The organism is Stenotrophomonas sp. 63632_Sma, from assembly GCF_056482875.1.
This window is the reverse complement of the sequence record NZ_CM151220.1, coordinates 1643705-1657490: the sequence shown is the minus strand read 5'-3', so window position 1 is coordinate 1657490 and position 13786 is coordinate 1643705. Positions and strand designations below refer to the sequence as shown.

General features: G+C 64.6%; 15 protein-coding genes and 1 tRNA gene. 13 read left to right on the top strand and 3 right to left on the bottom strand.

The window, feature by feature from the left end; genetic code table 11:
• Positions 1-97: 97 nt before the first annotated feature.
• Positions 98-802 carry an ArsR/SmtB family transcription factor gene (locus ACZK45_RS07665; protein ID WP_049420989.1) on the bottom strand — a complete coding sequence of 235 codons (705 nt, stop codon included), beginning with the start codon at positions 800-802 and terminating at the stop codon, positions 98-100.
• A 105-nt stretch (positions 803-907) separates the two neighbouring features.
• Between ACZK45_RS07665 and ACZK45_RS07660 the strand changes: the two genes are divergently transcribed.
• Positions 908-1549, top strand: a complete 642-nt coding sequence (locus ACZK45_RS07660; protein ID WP_107432308.1) for a flavin reductase family protein — start codon at positions 908-910, stop codon at positions 1547-1549.
• A 10-nt stretch (positions 1550-1559) separates the two neighbouring features.
• Here the strand turns inward: ACZK45_RS07660 and ACZK45_RS07655 are convergent, their stop codons facing one another.
• On the bottom strand, positions 1560-2081 hold the full coding sequence (locus ACZK45_RS07655; protein ID WP_478445645.1) for an N-acetyltransferase family protein: 522 nt from the start codon (positions 2079-2081) through the stop codon (positions 1560-1562).
• A 107-nt stretch (positions 2082-2188) separates the two neighbouring features.
• Between ACZK45_RS07655 and ACZK45_RS07650 the strand changes: the two genes are divergently transcribed.
• Entirely contained in the window at positions 2189-2593 is a 405-nt protein-coding gene (locus ACZK45_RS07650; RefSeq protein ID WP_478445644.1) for an NUDIX hydrolase, read from the top strand.
• 77 nt (positions 2594-2670) lie between these two features.
• Here ACZK45_RS07650 and ACZK45_RS07645 read toward each other — a convergent pair.
• Positions 2671-2744 (bottom strand) — tRNA-Cys (locus ACZK45_RS07645).
• Between the two features lie 857 nt (positions 2745-3601).
• On the opposite strand from ACZK45_RS07645, the gene ACZK45_RS07640 reads away from it, so the two are divergent.
• From ACZK45_RS07640 to ACZK45_RS07590, 11 genes are all read left to right on the top strand, one after another.
• Positions 3602-4354, top strand: a complete 753-nt coding sequence (locus ACZK45_RS07640) for a hypothetical protein (RefSeq protein WP_023093477.1) — start codon at positions 3602-3604, stop codon at positions 4352-4354.
• A 118-nt stretch (positions 4355-4472) separates the two neighbouring features.
• Positions 4473-4685 carry an AlpA family transcriptional regulator gene (locus ACZK45_RS07635; RefSeq protein ID WP_009459729.1) on the top strand — a complete coding sequence of 71 codons (213 nt, stop codon included), beginning with the start codon at positions 4473-4475 and terminating at the stop codon, positions 4683-4685.
• 42 nt (positions 4686-4727) lie between these two features.
• The gene (locus ACZK45_RS07630) at positions 4728-5603 is read left to right on the top strand and encodes a ParA family protein (protein ID WP_023093476.1); all 876 of its coding nucleotides are present in this window, start codon (positions 4728-4730) and stop codon (positions 5601-5603) included.
• On the top strand, positions 5587-5835 hold the full coding sequence (locus ACZK45_RS07625; protein WP_019726333.1) for a hypothetical protein: 249 nt from the start codon (positions 5587-5589) through the stop codon (positions 5833-5835). Before ACZK45_RS07630 ends, ACZK45_RS07625 begins: the two co-directional genes overlap by 17 nt.
• On the top strand, positions 5828-7486 hold the full coding sequence (locus tag ACZK45_RS07620; RefSeq protein ID WP_023093475.1) for a ParB family protein: 1659 nt from the start codon (positions 5828-5830) through the stop codon (positions 7484-7486). The genes ACZK45_RS07625 and ACZK45_RS07620 overlap by 8 nt, the downstream gene beginning before the upstream one ends.
• Before the next feature lie 15 nt (positions 7487-7501).
• On the top strand, positions 7502-8062 hold the full coding sequence (locus ACZK45_RS07615; RefSeq protein ID WP_023093474.1) for a DUF2857 domain-containing protein: 561 nt from the start codon (positions 7502-7504) through the stop codon (positions 8060-8062).
• A gap of 3 nt (positions 8063-8065) precedes the next feature.
• Complete coding sequence (locus ACZK45_RS07610) at positions 8066-9298, top strand: STY4528 family pathogenicity island replication protein (protein WP_023093473.1); 1233 nt, start codon at positions 8066-8068, stop codon at positions 9296-9298.
• Between the two features lie 318 nt (positions 9299-9616).
• Positions 9617-10396, top strand: coding sequence for a PFL_4669 family integrating conjugative element protein (locus tag ACZK45_RS07605; protein WP_023093472.1), 780 nt, complete (start codon positions 9617-9619; stop codon positions 10394-10396).
• Entirely contained in the window at positions 10393-10920 is a 528-nt protein-coding gene (locus ACZK45_RS07600) for a DUF3158 family protein (protein WP_034084952.1), read from the top strand. Before ACZK45_RS07605 ends, ACZK45_RS07600 begins: the two co-directional genes overlap by 4 nt.
• A 71-nt stretch (positions 10921-10991) precedes the next feature.
• Entirely contained in the window at positions 10992-11432 is a 441-nt protein-coding gene (locus ACZK45_RS07595; protein WP_031684101.1) for a single-stranded DNA-binding protein, read from the top strand.
• 279 nt (positions 11433-11711) lie between these two features.
• Positions 11712-13724 carry a DNA topoisomerase III gene (locus ACZK45_RS07590; protein ID WP_023093469.1) on the top strand — a complete coding sequence of 671 codons (2013 nt, stop codon included), beginning with the start codon at positions 11712-11714 and terminating at the stop codon, positions 13722-13724.
• Positions 13725-13786: the final 62 nt, after the last annotated feature.

Below are 13786 nucleotides of genomic sequence, written 5' to 3'. Positions count from 1 at the left end.
ATCGTTCATGTCCTTGCTCGCCATTGCAGCTCCCTAAGACTTGGAACTCGACCATAGCGCCTTGCCATGTCGTGGGCGAATGAGACTGGAGGGGCCCTTATGTCGCCAGGCCGAACCGCGTCCACAGCGCTTCGCGCCCCGGCTGCGTCAGGCGCAGTTCGCGTCGACCCTCAACCCGCCGAAGCCAATCGTTCTTCACGAAGCTGTCCAGCATCGCCTCGCCGACCAGCCCGGCCAGATGCGGGCGCCGCTCGGTGCAGTCCAGGCATCCTCGGCAGTAGCGCGCAGGCTTGACCGTCACGGGAAGCCGCAGCAGCTCAGCCAGCGGCTGGCCGAGCTCCTGCAGGAACGCTGCGCCCTCCACACTCACCCGCCAATGCGCCTGGTGCGGGACCAGGTGCCCTGCCTGCAACAAGCGGTCGGTGATCGCCACCGCATGCACACCGGCCAGATGCCGGTAGCAGGAACGCGCCTGGCGCAACGCCGGCATGCTGCGTGATGCCTCAGCGGTGCAGGACGGCGTGCGGTCCGCAACGCGCAGGATGCCCTCCAGCATGTCGGCGACTTCGTGCGAGGCCAGCCGGTGATAGCGATGGCGCCCCTGCGCGACAGCGACCAGCAGGTCGCCCTCGACCAGCCTGCGCAGATGCGTGCTCGCCGTCTGCGGTGTCACCCCAGCCACGCGTGCCAGCTCCGTCGCGGTATACGCACGCCCATCCATCAACTGCAGCAGCATGGATGCGCGCGCCTGGTCGCCAACCAGGGCACCGACGCTGACAAGGGAACCTGAGGTGTGGACCATGCCCGCATTGTGGCACGCCATTGCAGGCCGACAGTTCGATGCAGGCCGAAGCGTCGGCACCCGCTGCCACGGCACAGTGGCCACCCCGATAGTGCAAGGCCTGCCGTGAAAACCGCTCCGATTCCCCGCCGCCGCATCACCCCTTCGGTCCTGTACCCGGGCACGCCTGTGTTGCTGATGACCACGCTGAACGACGACGGCAGCAGCAACATCAGTCCGTTGTCTTCGTTCTGGGCCCTGGGCAACCGGGTAGTGCTGGGCCTCGGCGTGCAGGGTCAGGGCTATCGCAACCTGCAGCTGCGCAACGAGTGCGTACTGAACTTCCCATCCTCCGCGCAGGCCGCACAGGTCGAGGCCATCGCGCGCGCGACAGGCTGCGACCCGGTGCCCACTGCCAAACAGGCGATGGGCTACGTGCACGTCCGCGACAAGTTCGCGCTGGGGGGCTTCAGTGCGGTCGCCTCGACGCACGTCGCGCCAGAGGCGATTGCCGAGTGCCCGCTGCAGGTGGAAGTCAGCGTGATGGCGATGCACCCGCCCGGCGAGGATGACGGTCAGGGCTTCGTGATCGTCGAAGGACGGATCCGTTGCGTGCATGCGCACGAAGCGATCACCGTGGCTGGCACCCAGCACATCGATGTCGCCCACTGGAAACCGTTGATCTATCTGTTCCGCCACTACCTGAGCGTGGGTGAACCAGTCGGGCGCAACTTCCGCGCGCAGACGCCGGTCCACGATCCGGCGTAGAGCGGGTGATTCAAGGTGCCGGCGATGGTGGGTGGCTGGTCACTGAAATCCAGTACGACACCATGTCCACATAGCGGCCGTCGCGCTTCACCGCGCGCGGCGCGACGCCGGATTCGGTGAAACCCAGCGATTCATACAGCGCGCGCGCGGCGGCGTTGTCCGCCAGCACCGTGAGAGTGAGCGATTCGATGCCTTCCGCGCGCGCAGCCGCGAACGCGGCAAGAAGAAGCTGACGGGCGATACCCTGGCCTCGATGGCCAGCACCCACATGGACACTGTGCACTTCCGCCGTATGCCGTCGCGCCATCCGCACCGGGCGTACGTAACGCAGGAAACCCACCAGCATGCCGTCCACGAACGTGCCGAAGTAGCGCGTGCCGGGATCGGCAAGCTGGGCGCGCATCACGTCCGCCGAGTCATTCTGCGCCTCGGCCAGCGTGGACAGGAACGCCGCAGGCGACTCGCGAAGGGCCTGCAACCGTGCTTGCCAGAGAATATCGGCGTCGTCAGCGCCGAGTTGCCGGAGAAGCATGCGACACACCTGTGAGCTTGCTGATGCACAGGTGCCCAGCCTAGCGCGGGTTCGCCTGATACGGCGTGCATGCAAGAATGAAGACGGCTCCTTCTTCACTCTCCGCCATGACTGAACTTCAGATTCCCCGCGTTGGATGCGGCGCCGTCGTCCGTGATGCCGACGGCCGCATCCTGCTGATCCAGCGCGGACGCGATCCGGAGCGCGGGCACTGGGGCCTGCCCGGCGGCAAAGTCGACTGGATGGAAACGGTGGAGGCTGCCGTGGTCCGCGAAACTCGCGAGGAGACGGCGTTGGAAGTGACGCTGCTGCGCCTGCTGTGCGTGGCCGATCATTTCGAGCCGACACTTGCGCAGCACTGGGTTGCGCCGATCTTCGAGGCTCGGGCCCCTGCCGGTGCCGAGGCCTCCATCCAGGAGCCGGGTGTGCAGACCGGCCTGGGCTGGTTCGCGCAGGATGCGCTGCCCCAGCCGCTGACCCAGGCCACGGTGCAGGCGCTGGCCTGGCTGTAGCGGATATCGATCCGGACGCAGGTTAGCTGGCATCCAGACAAACAAAAAAGCCCTGACCGGAGTCAGGGCTTTTCAATTGGAGGCCTCAAGCGGAATCGAACCGCTGTAAACGGATTTGCAATCCGGTGCATAGCCACTCTGCCATGAGGCCAACGTACTGCGCGCCAGGAACGGAGCCCTGACAAGACAAAACCCCATGATGGGGCCTGTCGGAACATGGAGCGGGAAACGAGACGTGTACTAGGACAGTAAGTCGTTGTTTCCCAAACACTTTCTTCGTTGGGCTGGCCAGCGAAGACCTCAATTGTAGCCTTGTTTTTCGTCCTCGGCAACAAATTCGTCCAAAGAGTTCCACGGACGTCCATAGAGCTGCACTCAGCACACCACACCCACGATCGGTACATCGTCGTAGGCGACTGCCTCGAACTCATCACCCACGCCCGGTTGTCTGCCCGCATCCATCATCGCGAAGACAACCCAGGTAGATGGTTCTGGTGATGGCACAAGTCGGATGCCACCTGGAAGCGCCAGCACCACAACTCACAGGCGACCTTCTGTCCAAGCTCCTTTGGAAGAACGCTCACGCTGGCCACCGCGTTCCCACACACGATTCTTTATCGATATATCAGGATGACGGGGCAAGCATGACAGGTGCGGGTTTGCTGCGTCCGGCTGGACATTGGGCGACGATTGCGGCCCCCTCGCGCTTCCTAAGACCGCTGGCATATCAGGTCATACCTAGACGGTTTTGCAGAAACCGTAACTTCTCACGACCCTGATAGCGTGAGCGTCGCTGTCGAGCCTACGTCCCGATGCTCGACCTTCTAATCGATGATTTTTGCACATCGAACACACGACGACTACCAGTTGCGCGAACTGGTGAGAAGTATTCAAACCACATGACGAAGCGGCCTTCGGGACCCACTTCCTACACAAGCGACAGGCCGACCATGAGGTCGGCGACAAAGGAGTCGGTCATGTAGTTCTTCTCCTGGAAGGAGACGGAGCATGCACGAGAACAAGAATGATGCACCAACATCAAAGGTGTTCTATCGCCCGATCGAAGCGTCCATCCGCTGGGCCGGGCTGCTGCGATACGAGCAGGTGATCCTGGCTTCGATTTCGTCGCCAAGGCGCCTGCCGCAGTCGTTGGACTGTCCACGTTGTGACGAGCTGCGGCTTTGCACCGAACGCATCTTCGACGGCATCCTCAATGGAGAACTGCCCTTCGGACGGAACGGCATCACGACGCGCGATTCCGCGCTGATCGACTCCCCTGATCTGACGGTGCGCCACGTCGATCTGAAGAGCTGGATGCGCCAGCACTATCCCGAGCAACGACCGTGCTTCCTCTTCTCCCGGAGCGAGCGCATCGCCCATCCCTTCATCTCGGTGGAAACTGGGCAGGCGATGCTAGTCGAGCGCCTGGCCCTGAAGTCCACCTTGGACCAGTACAAACGCCAACTGCATGAGTTGCAGGAAAAGCACGGGGCGCTTCTCAAGCAGATGGCGCCCTCTACTGGCGCACAGTGCCTGATCAGTGATCGCGCCGAAGCCACCTACCTGAACATTATCGGCAGCATGCTGGACCTGATGCTCGGCCAGTCGCCTTCGGGCGTGCCGTACTCCAGCTTCAAGACGCAGGAGGCGGTGGTCAGTGCATTGGTCGCCCATCACAGCGGCGCAATGGGGATCGCGGAGCGGACGCTAAACGGCAAGTTCGCCACGGCCAGACGCCGGCTGCGTAGCGCAACAGTCTGAGGTTTTCCATCTTGTATGTGCAATCGCGGAGATTGCATTTGCAATGTCTTTTCCCATCCATGTCTATTGAATGGAGGTCACGCCAACAAACGCCACTGAGCGTTCAGGAGTGACCGCCATGTCGCAAACACCTGCACTGCCCGCAAGCGAGCGCCGCATCCTGCGGCTTGATGAAGTCGAAACCAAGTCGGGTTTCAAACGCGCCCACATCTACAACCTGATGCGCAAAGGCCTGTTCCCGAAGGCGCTGCGCCTGGGCGTGCGCGCGGTCGGTTGGGACTCCATCGAGATCGATCAGTGGATCGCCGAGCGCGTCAACAACCGGGCCTGACCCGTTCTCCAGCGGACTTCCCATCCTCACACGGAGAACGCCATGCAGGTCGTATCCATCATTTCAACCAAAGGTGGCGTCGGCAAGACCACCACGGCCGCGAACCTCGGCGGGCTTGCCGCGGACGCGGGGCTGCGTGTACTGCTGCTCGACCTCGACGTGCAGCCCACCTTGTCCTCGTACTACGAGCTAGGCCACCGCGCACCTGGTGGCATCTACGAGTTGCTGGCCTTCAACGAGCGCGACCTCGGGCTGCTTGTGTCCCGCACGATCATCGAGGGCCTGGACTTGGTGCTCTCCAACGACCACCGAGGCGAGCTGAACACTTTGCTGCTGCACGCGCCGGATGGGCGCCTACGGTTGCGCCATCTCTTGCCGGTCCTGGCGCCTCTCTATGACCTGGTGCTGATCGACACCCAAGGTGCGCGCTCGGTGCTGCTGGAGATGGCGGTGCTCGCCTCCAACCTCGCGCTGTCGCCCGTGACCCCGGAAATTCTCGCGGCGCGCGAGCTGCGGCGCGGCACCATGCAGTTGCTCGAAGACATTGCGCCCTACCGGCACCTGGGCATCGAGCCTCCACCTCTGCATCTGCTCATCAATCGTGTCCACCCTGTGTCAGCCAATGCACGGCTGATCCAGCAGGCCCTGCGCGATCTTTTCCAGGACCACGCCGGCATCCGCGTGCTGGCTACCGACGTGCCGGCCATCGAGGCGTATCCGCGTGCAGCTACGCGCGGATTGCCAGTGCATCGGGTCGAATACCGCCAGCCGCCGGGCAGAGTCGCCCCCGCCGCGCTCGACACCATGCGCGGCCTCGCAGACGAACTATTTCCGCAATGGCGGCACCGATTTGCCATGGTGTCCGGCCGTCCGCCACACCCTCTTGATGCCGGGAGGTCCCATGGCGAACGCACATGAGCTTGCCCGTGGCCACAAGCGGCTTCGCGCCCTGATCGAGTTCGCGGTTGGCGAAGGTTGGCACGTCAAACGCACGCCTGGCGGCCACCTCAAGTTCACCAAGCCTGGCTGCGCCGCGATCTACACCAGCTCGACGGCCAGCGACCACCGGGCGACCCTGAATGCCCGTGCGCAAATCCGCCGCGCCGAGCGCGAGGCCCGATACCAAGCGCAGGGAGGCGGCCATGGCTGAGATCACCTCCCAGCAGATGGCCGGCAAGCTGCTCGCGGCCGGGTTCGAGCGTAGCGGCCCGTCAGCCTCGACCTTGAGCGACCCGATCGCCGACACACCCATGGTCGTGACCCTAGATCAGTTGCGCCCCTACGACCACGATCCCAGGAAAAAACGCAACCCGGCCTACGAGGAAATCAAGGCGTCCATCCGCGAGCGCGGTCTGGACGCGGCGCCGGCCATCACTCGCCGACCAGGTGAGGACCACTACATCATTCGCAACGGCGGAAATACGCGGCTGGCGATCCTGCGCGAACTATGGTCAGAGACCAAGGACGAGCGGTTTTTCCGTGTATCGTGCCTGTTCCGGCCGTGGCCCAGCCGCGGCGAAGTCGTCATGCTGACCGGCCACCTGGCCGAGAACGAATTGCGCGGGGGCCTCACGTTCATCGAGCGCGCCCTCGGCGTCGAGAAGGCGCGCGAGTTCTACGAGCAAGAAAGCGGCACTGCCTTGAGCCAGTCCGAGCTGGCCCGCCGCCTCGCCGCCGATGGCTTCCCGGTACAACAGTCGCACATCAGCCGCATGAACGACGCGGTGCAGTATCTCCTGCCCGCGATCCCGACCGTGCTCTATGGCGGTCTCGGTCGCCATCAGGTCGAACGCCTGTCGGTCATGCGCAAAGCCTGCATGCTCGCGTGGGAGCGCTACGCCAAGGGCCACCCACTGGTTCAGGACTTCGACGAATTTTTCCAGGACGTGCTGTCGCAATTCGACGTCCAGGCCGACGAGTTCTCCGCGCAGCGTGTACAGGACGAGCTGATCGGCCAGATGGCCGAGATGCTTGGTGTCGATTACGACGTGCTCGCCCTGGACATGACCGAATCCGAGAGCCGGCAGCGCGCCTTGGTCAGCGACCCAACGCCGCCCTCGACGCCGCCTGCGTTGCCGGAGCCGGGAACCATCGCGCGCCCACCTGCCAACACTGCGCCACCCATCGCAGGGGCTGCATCCGCAGCGCCGCCTGCAGGCCGACCTGCGGCAACGCCCTCGACGCGCGAGAGCGACACGGATGCCAGTCAGGCAAGTCCGGCCAACCCTGCGGTGGGTGGCGATCTGCTTCGGGAGCACATCGTCTCGCCGGCACCGACGACCGAACGGCTCCAGTCCATTCAGCGTATGGTCGCCGACCAGTTGGGTGATGCGCTGCCGCCAGACTTCTCGGTGAGCGTCTTGCAGTCCATCCCTGTGCAGGCTGGCGGGCTCTATCCGATCTCCGATGTCTGGTACATCGATCCCGGCCTGGACACAGCCGAGCGCCTGCGCATCCACATCGCACAGTTCGCCCGCGAAATCGCGGGCGAGGCAGACCTGGACGAGTGCATTGATGACCGTGCAGAGGGTATCGGTTTCGTCTGCCGGGCCCGCACCCAAAGCTCGGCGCCGCTGGGCCGTGCCGTCCTCGCGCTGTTAGCGTGCCTGGCCGGTCAGCGGCCCGCCGACGTCGGCCTGCACGACGGGCAAATCGTCATCGAACTGCCGGCGCTGCTGCACGGCCAGGGTGATGCGGCCCAGCGATTGAGCGATACCTCGCTGGTCAAGCTGTTCCGGCTGCTGCGGTTGGCCCGGCACCTGCTCGACCTTGAAGCCGGCGCTGCAGGCGTTGGAATTTGAGCGAGGGAGGCCAGCATGTCCGCACCACACCCACTCAACCAGGCCGTCATCGCCCAGGCCCTCTATGACTTGCGTAATGGGCAACTGCGCCGGTGCAAACTGATGGGGTTTGGCGAGGAAGAACTGGACGCCCTCAAGCATCCCGCGCTGATCAGCGTGCTCGCCAACGCTAACGTCTCCTGGTGCTCGGTGACGGTCAACCGCGAAGTGCTCCGGCGACTGCTCAAGCAGGCGCAGGACGTGGAGAAGGAAATCGCCACGGTCGATCGCATGCTCAGGCTGGGCGCGAGCACCGAGATGGTCAGTCGGTTCTATGGCCTGACCCATCAGGAGGTGGCGCTTCGCCGCGAAATCCTCGGCCTGCCGAAGCGCAAGGGCCGCCACCCCGTGCTGGATGAGAAACAGGACACGGAGCTGTGGCGGCAATGGAAGGCCGTGACCGGCAGCAGAAATGTCGATCTCGAAGACGAAACCTCCATCCTCGACGCCACCATGGACTTGGCCGAAGGCATGTCGCTGCCTCTGTCGGTGGTCTGGGCCTCGATCAAGAGCTGGGTCGATCAGGGATTGGGTTGAGCCATGGCCGTGGACAACACCACACCACGCCGTGGCCCCGTCGCACTCGCGGACCTGTTCGACGCCGCCTTGAAAGACCTCGTGCCCAAGCCCAGCCCCAGTGCGCCAGCACCCATGCCTGCGCCGACGCCCGCCACGTCCGGCGATGCCTTCCTCTTCAGCGGCAACCGGCATGAGACCGTGCCGCGGCGGCTGTTCCTCGACCGTCGCCTGACGCCGCTGGAGCGCAACGCCTGGCAGGTGTTCCGGCTGATGCTCAACGACGATGGCGTGACCGCCTTCCCGACTTATGAGCAGCTTCGCCCCTGGCTGGCGTCGATGCCCTGCGCCGGGCAGGCCTCGCATGAAACCGTGGCCCGAGCGTTGACACTGTTGCGCCTCACCAGATGGTTGAGCCTGGTGCGGCGACGGCGTGACCCCAAGACCGGCCGCATCCTCGGCAACCTCTATGTTCTGCACGACGAACCACTGACGCCCTTCGAGGCCATGCAGCTCGACGCCGACTACCTGGCACTGGTCAGCCAGTCCCTTGGCCATTCGGCCAAGGCCGTCCAGATGGTCGGCCTGAACACCCTCAAGGAGATCGCGGAAGATCCGCTGCTCTCTGGGCGCACACTGCCGTCGCGGCTGCAAGTCCTGGCAGAACGCCTCGCCAGCCAAGGCATCACGGCCGCCGAGAGTTATCCACAGGAGGATGCCGCCCACGAATCCGAAGAAGGAGCATCGAGCCTTCTTCGGAATGCGGATGACCCATCTTCGGAATCCGAAGCAGGGGCGAAACCCGCGCCAGACGCCTCTCTTCGGAATCCGAAGCAGGCCCGTACAGTACGTAGTAGTCGTATTAATGAAGTACGTACTACCGCGCAGGCGCGCGCGCTGGGCGATTTGCAATGGCCCAAGCGCTTCACGGAACTGAAGGCAGAGCAGCAGACAGGTGCCAGGGTGGCATTGCAGCAGGTCGATGCCGCGCTGAGACAGGCCGTGCTGGACGAATGGGCCACACGATGCAGCAATCATGGCATCCGCAATCCTGCGGGGTATCTGTTCGGCATCATCCAGCGCGCCATCCATGGCGAGTTCAATGCCTGGGCCAAGAAAGACGCGCCATCGGCATCCGTCCCGCCAAACGAGCGGCCACCACCAGCACCGCCACCTCAGCCGCAGGGTAAGCCAGTGCCACCGGAAGTCGCCAAGCAGCACATCGAGCGGCTACGCAATCTGCTCGCCAGCAATTGAGTCGGCATGCAAGGTGGTGAAAGTAGATGTCCATGGCCGCCAGTAGAGCTATCCCCTGGGGATAGTTCCGCTGCTGGGCACAACACCAGGCTGTCGCAGGCCTGGGATCGACCCTCTGCCGCAGCATCGGTGTTGTCCCCCCTGATCCCGGCGTGCAGCGTTCGTTGGCGCTCCATGGAGCTATCCCCAGGGGATAGCTCATGCCGCATGCAACCGCCACGCCCTAAACCGGGGCCGGCCGGGATTCGGATTCTTGACTGACTGCCTTCCGCTTCCTGCCGAAGCTGGCCGCTCCTTTTCCAACAACGAGCGGACACCATGGCAACCAATGAACCTCTGCAACTGAATCTCGGCTCCCTGCGCAGTGCGATGTCGCTGACCCTGCACACCCACCACGCTTCCCGCATCTGGCACGGCCGCGCCGCCACCGAGGGGCGACCGGGCATCGTCGGCCTGAACGGCTACATCGCTCAGATGAACAAGATGCGGCGGGGCTCGGAGCAGGACGACCCGTACAGCGACTTCTGGATGCTGCGCATCGAGGAAAAGCTCGACCACACCAAGGCCACGCTGCAATCGCTGCGCGAGCAGGTGGACCAGGCGCTGGCGAGCGTGCCGCCAGCGCTTAGCCTGGGCGAAAACCTCAACGTGCAGCCGGTCAAGCTGCCGCTCTTCGTCAACGCGCAGCTCGGCTTTGCCGCGGTCTATCTTCTGGCCGACTACGACGACATCGCCCGCAAGCTGATCCTCGCCCATCACACCGCGCTCATTGACCGCAGCACCTTGGAACGCTGGCTCAACGAGGGCGCACATTCACTGCGCAGCCTGTTCTCGCTGGCCCAGCAGTACCGCTATTCGGGCTGCACACGCGATGATTTCGCGTCGAAGAATGCCGCAGCGCGGGCCGCGCTGGAGAAGTACGGCGAACTGCCGCAGGACGTGCTGGAAGGCACTCGCCGCTCGAAGTTTGCGCCGCCCATCGTGCGCCGTGGCCTGCAGCAGCGCAGCGACGGTCCTGCCGAAGCACCTCCGCCCGGAGATGAAGCCACCACCGCAGAGCCGCCCGAAACCGCAGCCGACGAGGACGAGCCGGCATGAGCGATCCGAACCAACCGACCCGCTACTTCCGAGGCCTGCAACAGGGTGCCTTCATGCGGCTGGAACACGCAGCCTCTCTAAAAGGCCTTTTAAAGCCTTTTAAGGGTAAAGGGGACTTCGAGGCCTGGGCCAGCCAGTGCTTCGCCATGCGCGACGAGTTGATTGCCCTGGCACAGCGACAGGTGCTGGAGCAGGCATGCGGGCACCCCTTCCACCTGCTGTCCATCGAACTGGCCCAACAGACCACCGGCGCAGGAACCGTCTTCTTGCGCTGGCGCAGGCACGACAGGTCGGCCATGGGCGTGGCGCTGTGGCGGGAGCTGATCGCCAGCACCAGCACGCCCGTCAACCTGCTGGCCGACCTGCACGCGATCGAGCTGCAGCGCATCACGTTGAACATGCAGATCAGCCTGCTGCACACCTTGGGCAGGCAGGCGCAGGAATGCGCCAGCAAGGCGGCCCAGGCGGACGACGCCTACCTGCGCCGACTCACGCCCATTCCCGCCGCAATGCGCGATCGATGATTGCGCCGGGCATCCAGCACGCTCCCGACGCCGACGAGGCACGGGTATTCAACCACCACGGAGATCACACCATGAGCACGCATTTTTCCGGCGAAGGCAACATCGGCTCGCCACCGGAGTACCGCGAATTCCCCAACGGCAACGACGAACCCAGCCGCCTGCTGCGCCTGAACGTCTATTTCGATAACCCCGTACCCAAGAAGGATGGCACCTTTGAGGATCGGGGCGGCTTCTGGGCGCCGGTGGAAATCTGGCACCGCGACGCCGAGCACTGGAAGGACCTGTACCAGAAAGGCATGCGCGTGCTGGTCGTCGGCCGCATGGAGCGCGAACCCTGGACGGACAACGAGGATCAGCCGCGCGAGACCTGGCAGATCAATGCGCGCAGCGTCGGCATCCTGCCGTTCCGCATCGAATCCGTGACCCTCAGCCCAAAGCTGCAGGAGGCAGAGCCCAAGCCCCAGGCCGCGCAGGAACCGGCTGCGCCGAAAGAATCCAAACGCAGGAAGTGAACCAGCTTGGAGGGCGGTGGCACGTCTTCGCCGCCCTCCATGCGCTGGTGGAGCTATCCCCAGGGGATAGCTCCACCAGCGTCCACTGAATTCCACGCGCTCCCGCAAATCGCGGCTCCCGATCCGCACACCTGCGGCCACGCGCGCCTCCCGTACAAGCGATTCCATCCCGTGAAAGCGGTCGCCGCCGCATGCGGCTTGTTTGCTGCTGCCCCAGGCGGCGCTCGGCATCCTCGATTCCAGCAACTCCATGAACAACGGGAATCGGGATGGACGGACATGCGGCTGTTCTTGTGCGAGAAGCCCTCCCAGGGCAAAGACATTGGCCGGATTCTCGGTGCCACGCAGCGCGGTGAAGGCTGCCTCAACGGTTCCGGCGTCACCGTCACCTGGTGCATCGGCCATCTCGTCGAAGCGGCAGCCCCCGAGGTCTATGACACGGCGCTCAAGCGCTGGTCGCTGGAGCAGTTGCCCATCATTCCTCAGCACTGGCGGGTCGAGGTCAAACCGAAAACCGCCACGCAGTTCAAGGTCGTCAAGGCGCTTCTGGCGAAGGCGACCCAGCTTGTCATCGCCACTGATGCCGACCGCGAAGGCGAGTTGATCGCCCGCGAGATCATCGATCTGTGCGGCTACCGCGGTCCCATCGAGCGGCTGTGGCTGTCGGCGCTCAACGATGCGTCCATCCGCGCCGCGCTCGGCAAGCTCCGGCCGTCGGCCGAGACCCTGCCGATGTACTACTCGGCACTGGCGCGCTCTCGGGCGGACTGGCTCGTCGGCATGAACCTCAGCCGCTTGTTCACGGTGCTGGGACGACAGGCCGGCTATGACGGCGTGCTGTCGGTCGGCCGCGTCCAGACCCCCACGCTCAAACTGGTCGTGGACCGCGACCGCGAGATCGCCGCCTTCGTGTCCGTGCCGTACTGGGCCATCGACGTGTCCCTGTCCGCTGGTGGCCAGACTTTCACCACGCAATGGGTTCCCCCGAAAGCATGCACCGACGACGCCGGCCGCTGCCTGCAGCAGCCCATCGCGCAGCACGCCGCGCAGCAGATCCGCGTCGCGGACAGCGCCCAGGTGGTGTCGGTCGAAACTGAGCGCGTGCGGGAAGGCCCGCCGCTGCCGTTCGACCTGGGGACCTTGCAGGAGGTGTGTTCCAAGCAGCTTGGGCTGGATGTGCAGGAGACCTTGGACATTGCTCAGGCCCTGTACGAGACGCACAAGGCCACGACGTACCCGCGCTCCGATTCGGGATACCTGCCCGAAAGCATGTTCGCCGAGGTGCCAACGGTTCTCGACAGCCTGGTCAAGACCGATCCGTCGCTGCGACCGATCATGGACCAGCTCGACCGCACTCAACGCTCACGCGCCTGGAACGACGCAAAGGTATCCGCGCACCACGGCATCATCCCGACGCTCGAACCGGCGAACCTCTCGACCATGAGTGAGAAGGAACTGGCAGTGTATCGGCTGATCCGGGCGCACTACCTGGCGCAATTCCTTCCTCACCACGAGTTCGACCGCACCGTGGCGAACCTCTCCTGCGGCCAGCAGACGCTGGCGGCCACCGGCAAGCAGGTCGTCGTCAAGGGTTGGCGCCTGGTGCTGGCCGAACCGCAAATTGAGGAGGATGGCGCCCCTGCGGCGCGCAGCCAGGTACTGCCCGCGCTGCGCGAGGGGCTGGCATGTCAGGTGGCCGACGTCGATCTGAAGGCGCTCAAGACGCTGCCCCCTCGGTCTTATACGCAAGGCGAGTTGGTCAAGTCCATGAAGGGCGTCGCCAAACTGGTCTCGGACCCGCGCCTGAAACAGAAGCTCAAGGATACGGTCGGCATCGGAACCGAAGCGACGCGGGCCAACATCATCAGTGGCCTGCTGACGCGGGGCTACCTCGTGAAGAAGGGCCGCGCCATCCGTGCCTCGGATGCGGCCTTCACCCTGATCGACGCGGTACCCACAGCGATTGCCGACCCAGGGACAACCGCCGTCTGGGAACAGGCGCTGGACATGATCGAAGCTGGGCAGCTCACGCTGGACGTATTCATCAGCAAGCAGGCTGCATGGATCTCACAGTTGATCGCGCAGTACGGCAACACGTCCCTGTCCATCAAGGTTCCCCAAGGGCCGGCTTGCCCGCAGTGCGGCGCGCCCACGCGCCAGCGCACCGGCAAGAGCGGCCCGTTCTGGTCGTGCAGCCGCTACCCCGACTGCAAAGGCACTCTGCCGGTCGAATCCGGCACGTCCAAGCGTAGTGCCTCGCGTCCGCGCAGTGGCGGCCGCAAAGGCTCCTGACCGACCCCGTTCCCCGTGAGCCGTGCCCGCCATCGGCGGCGCGGCCTGTGTCCCGCATGCCC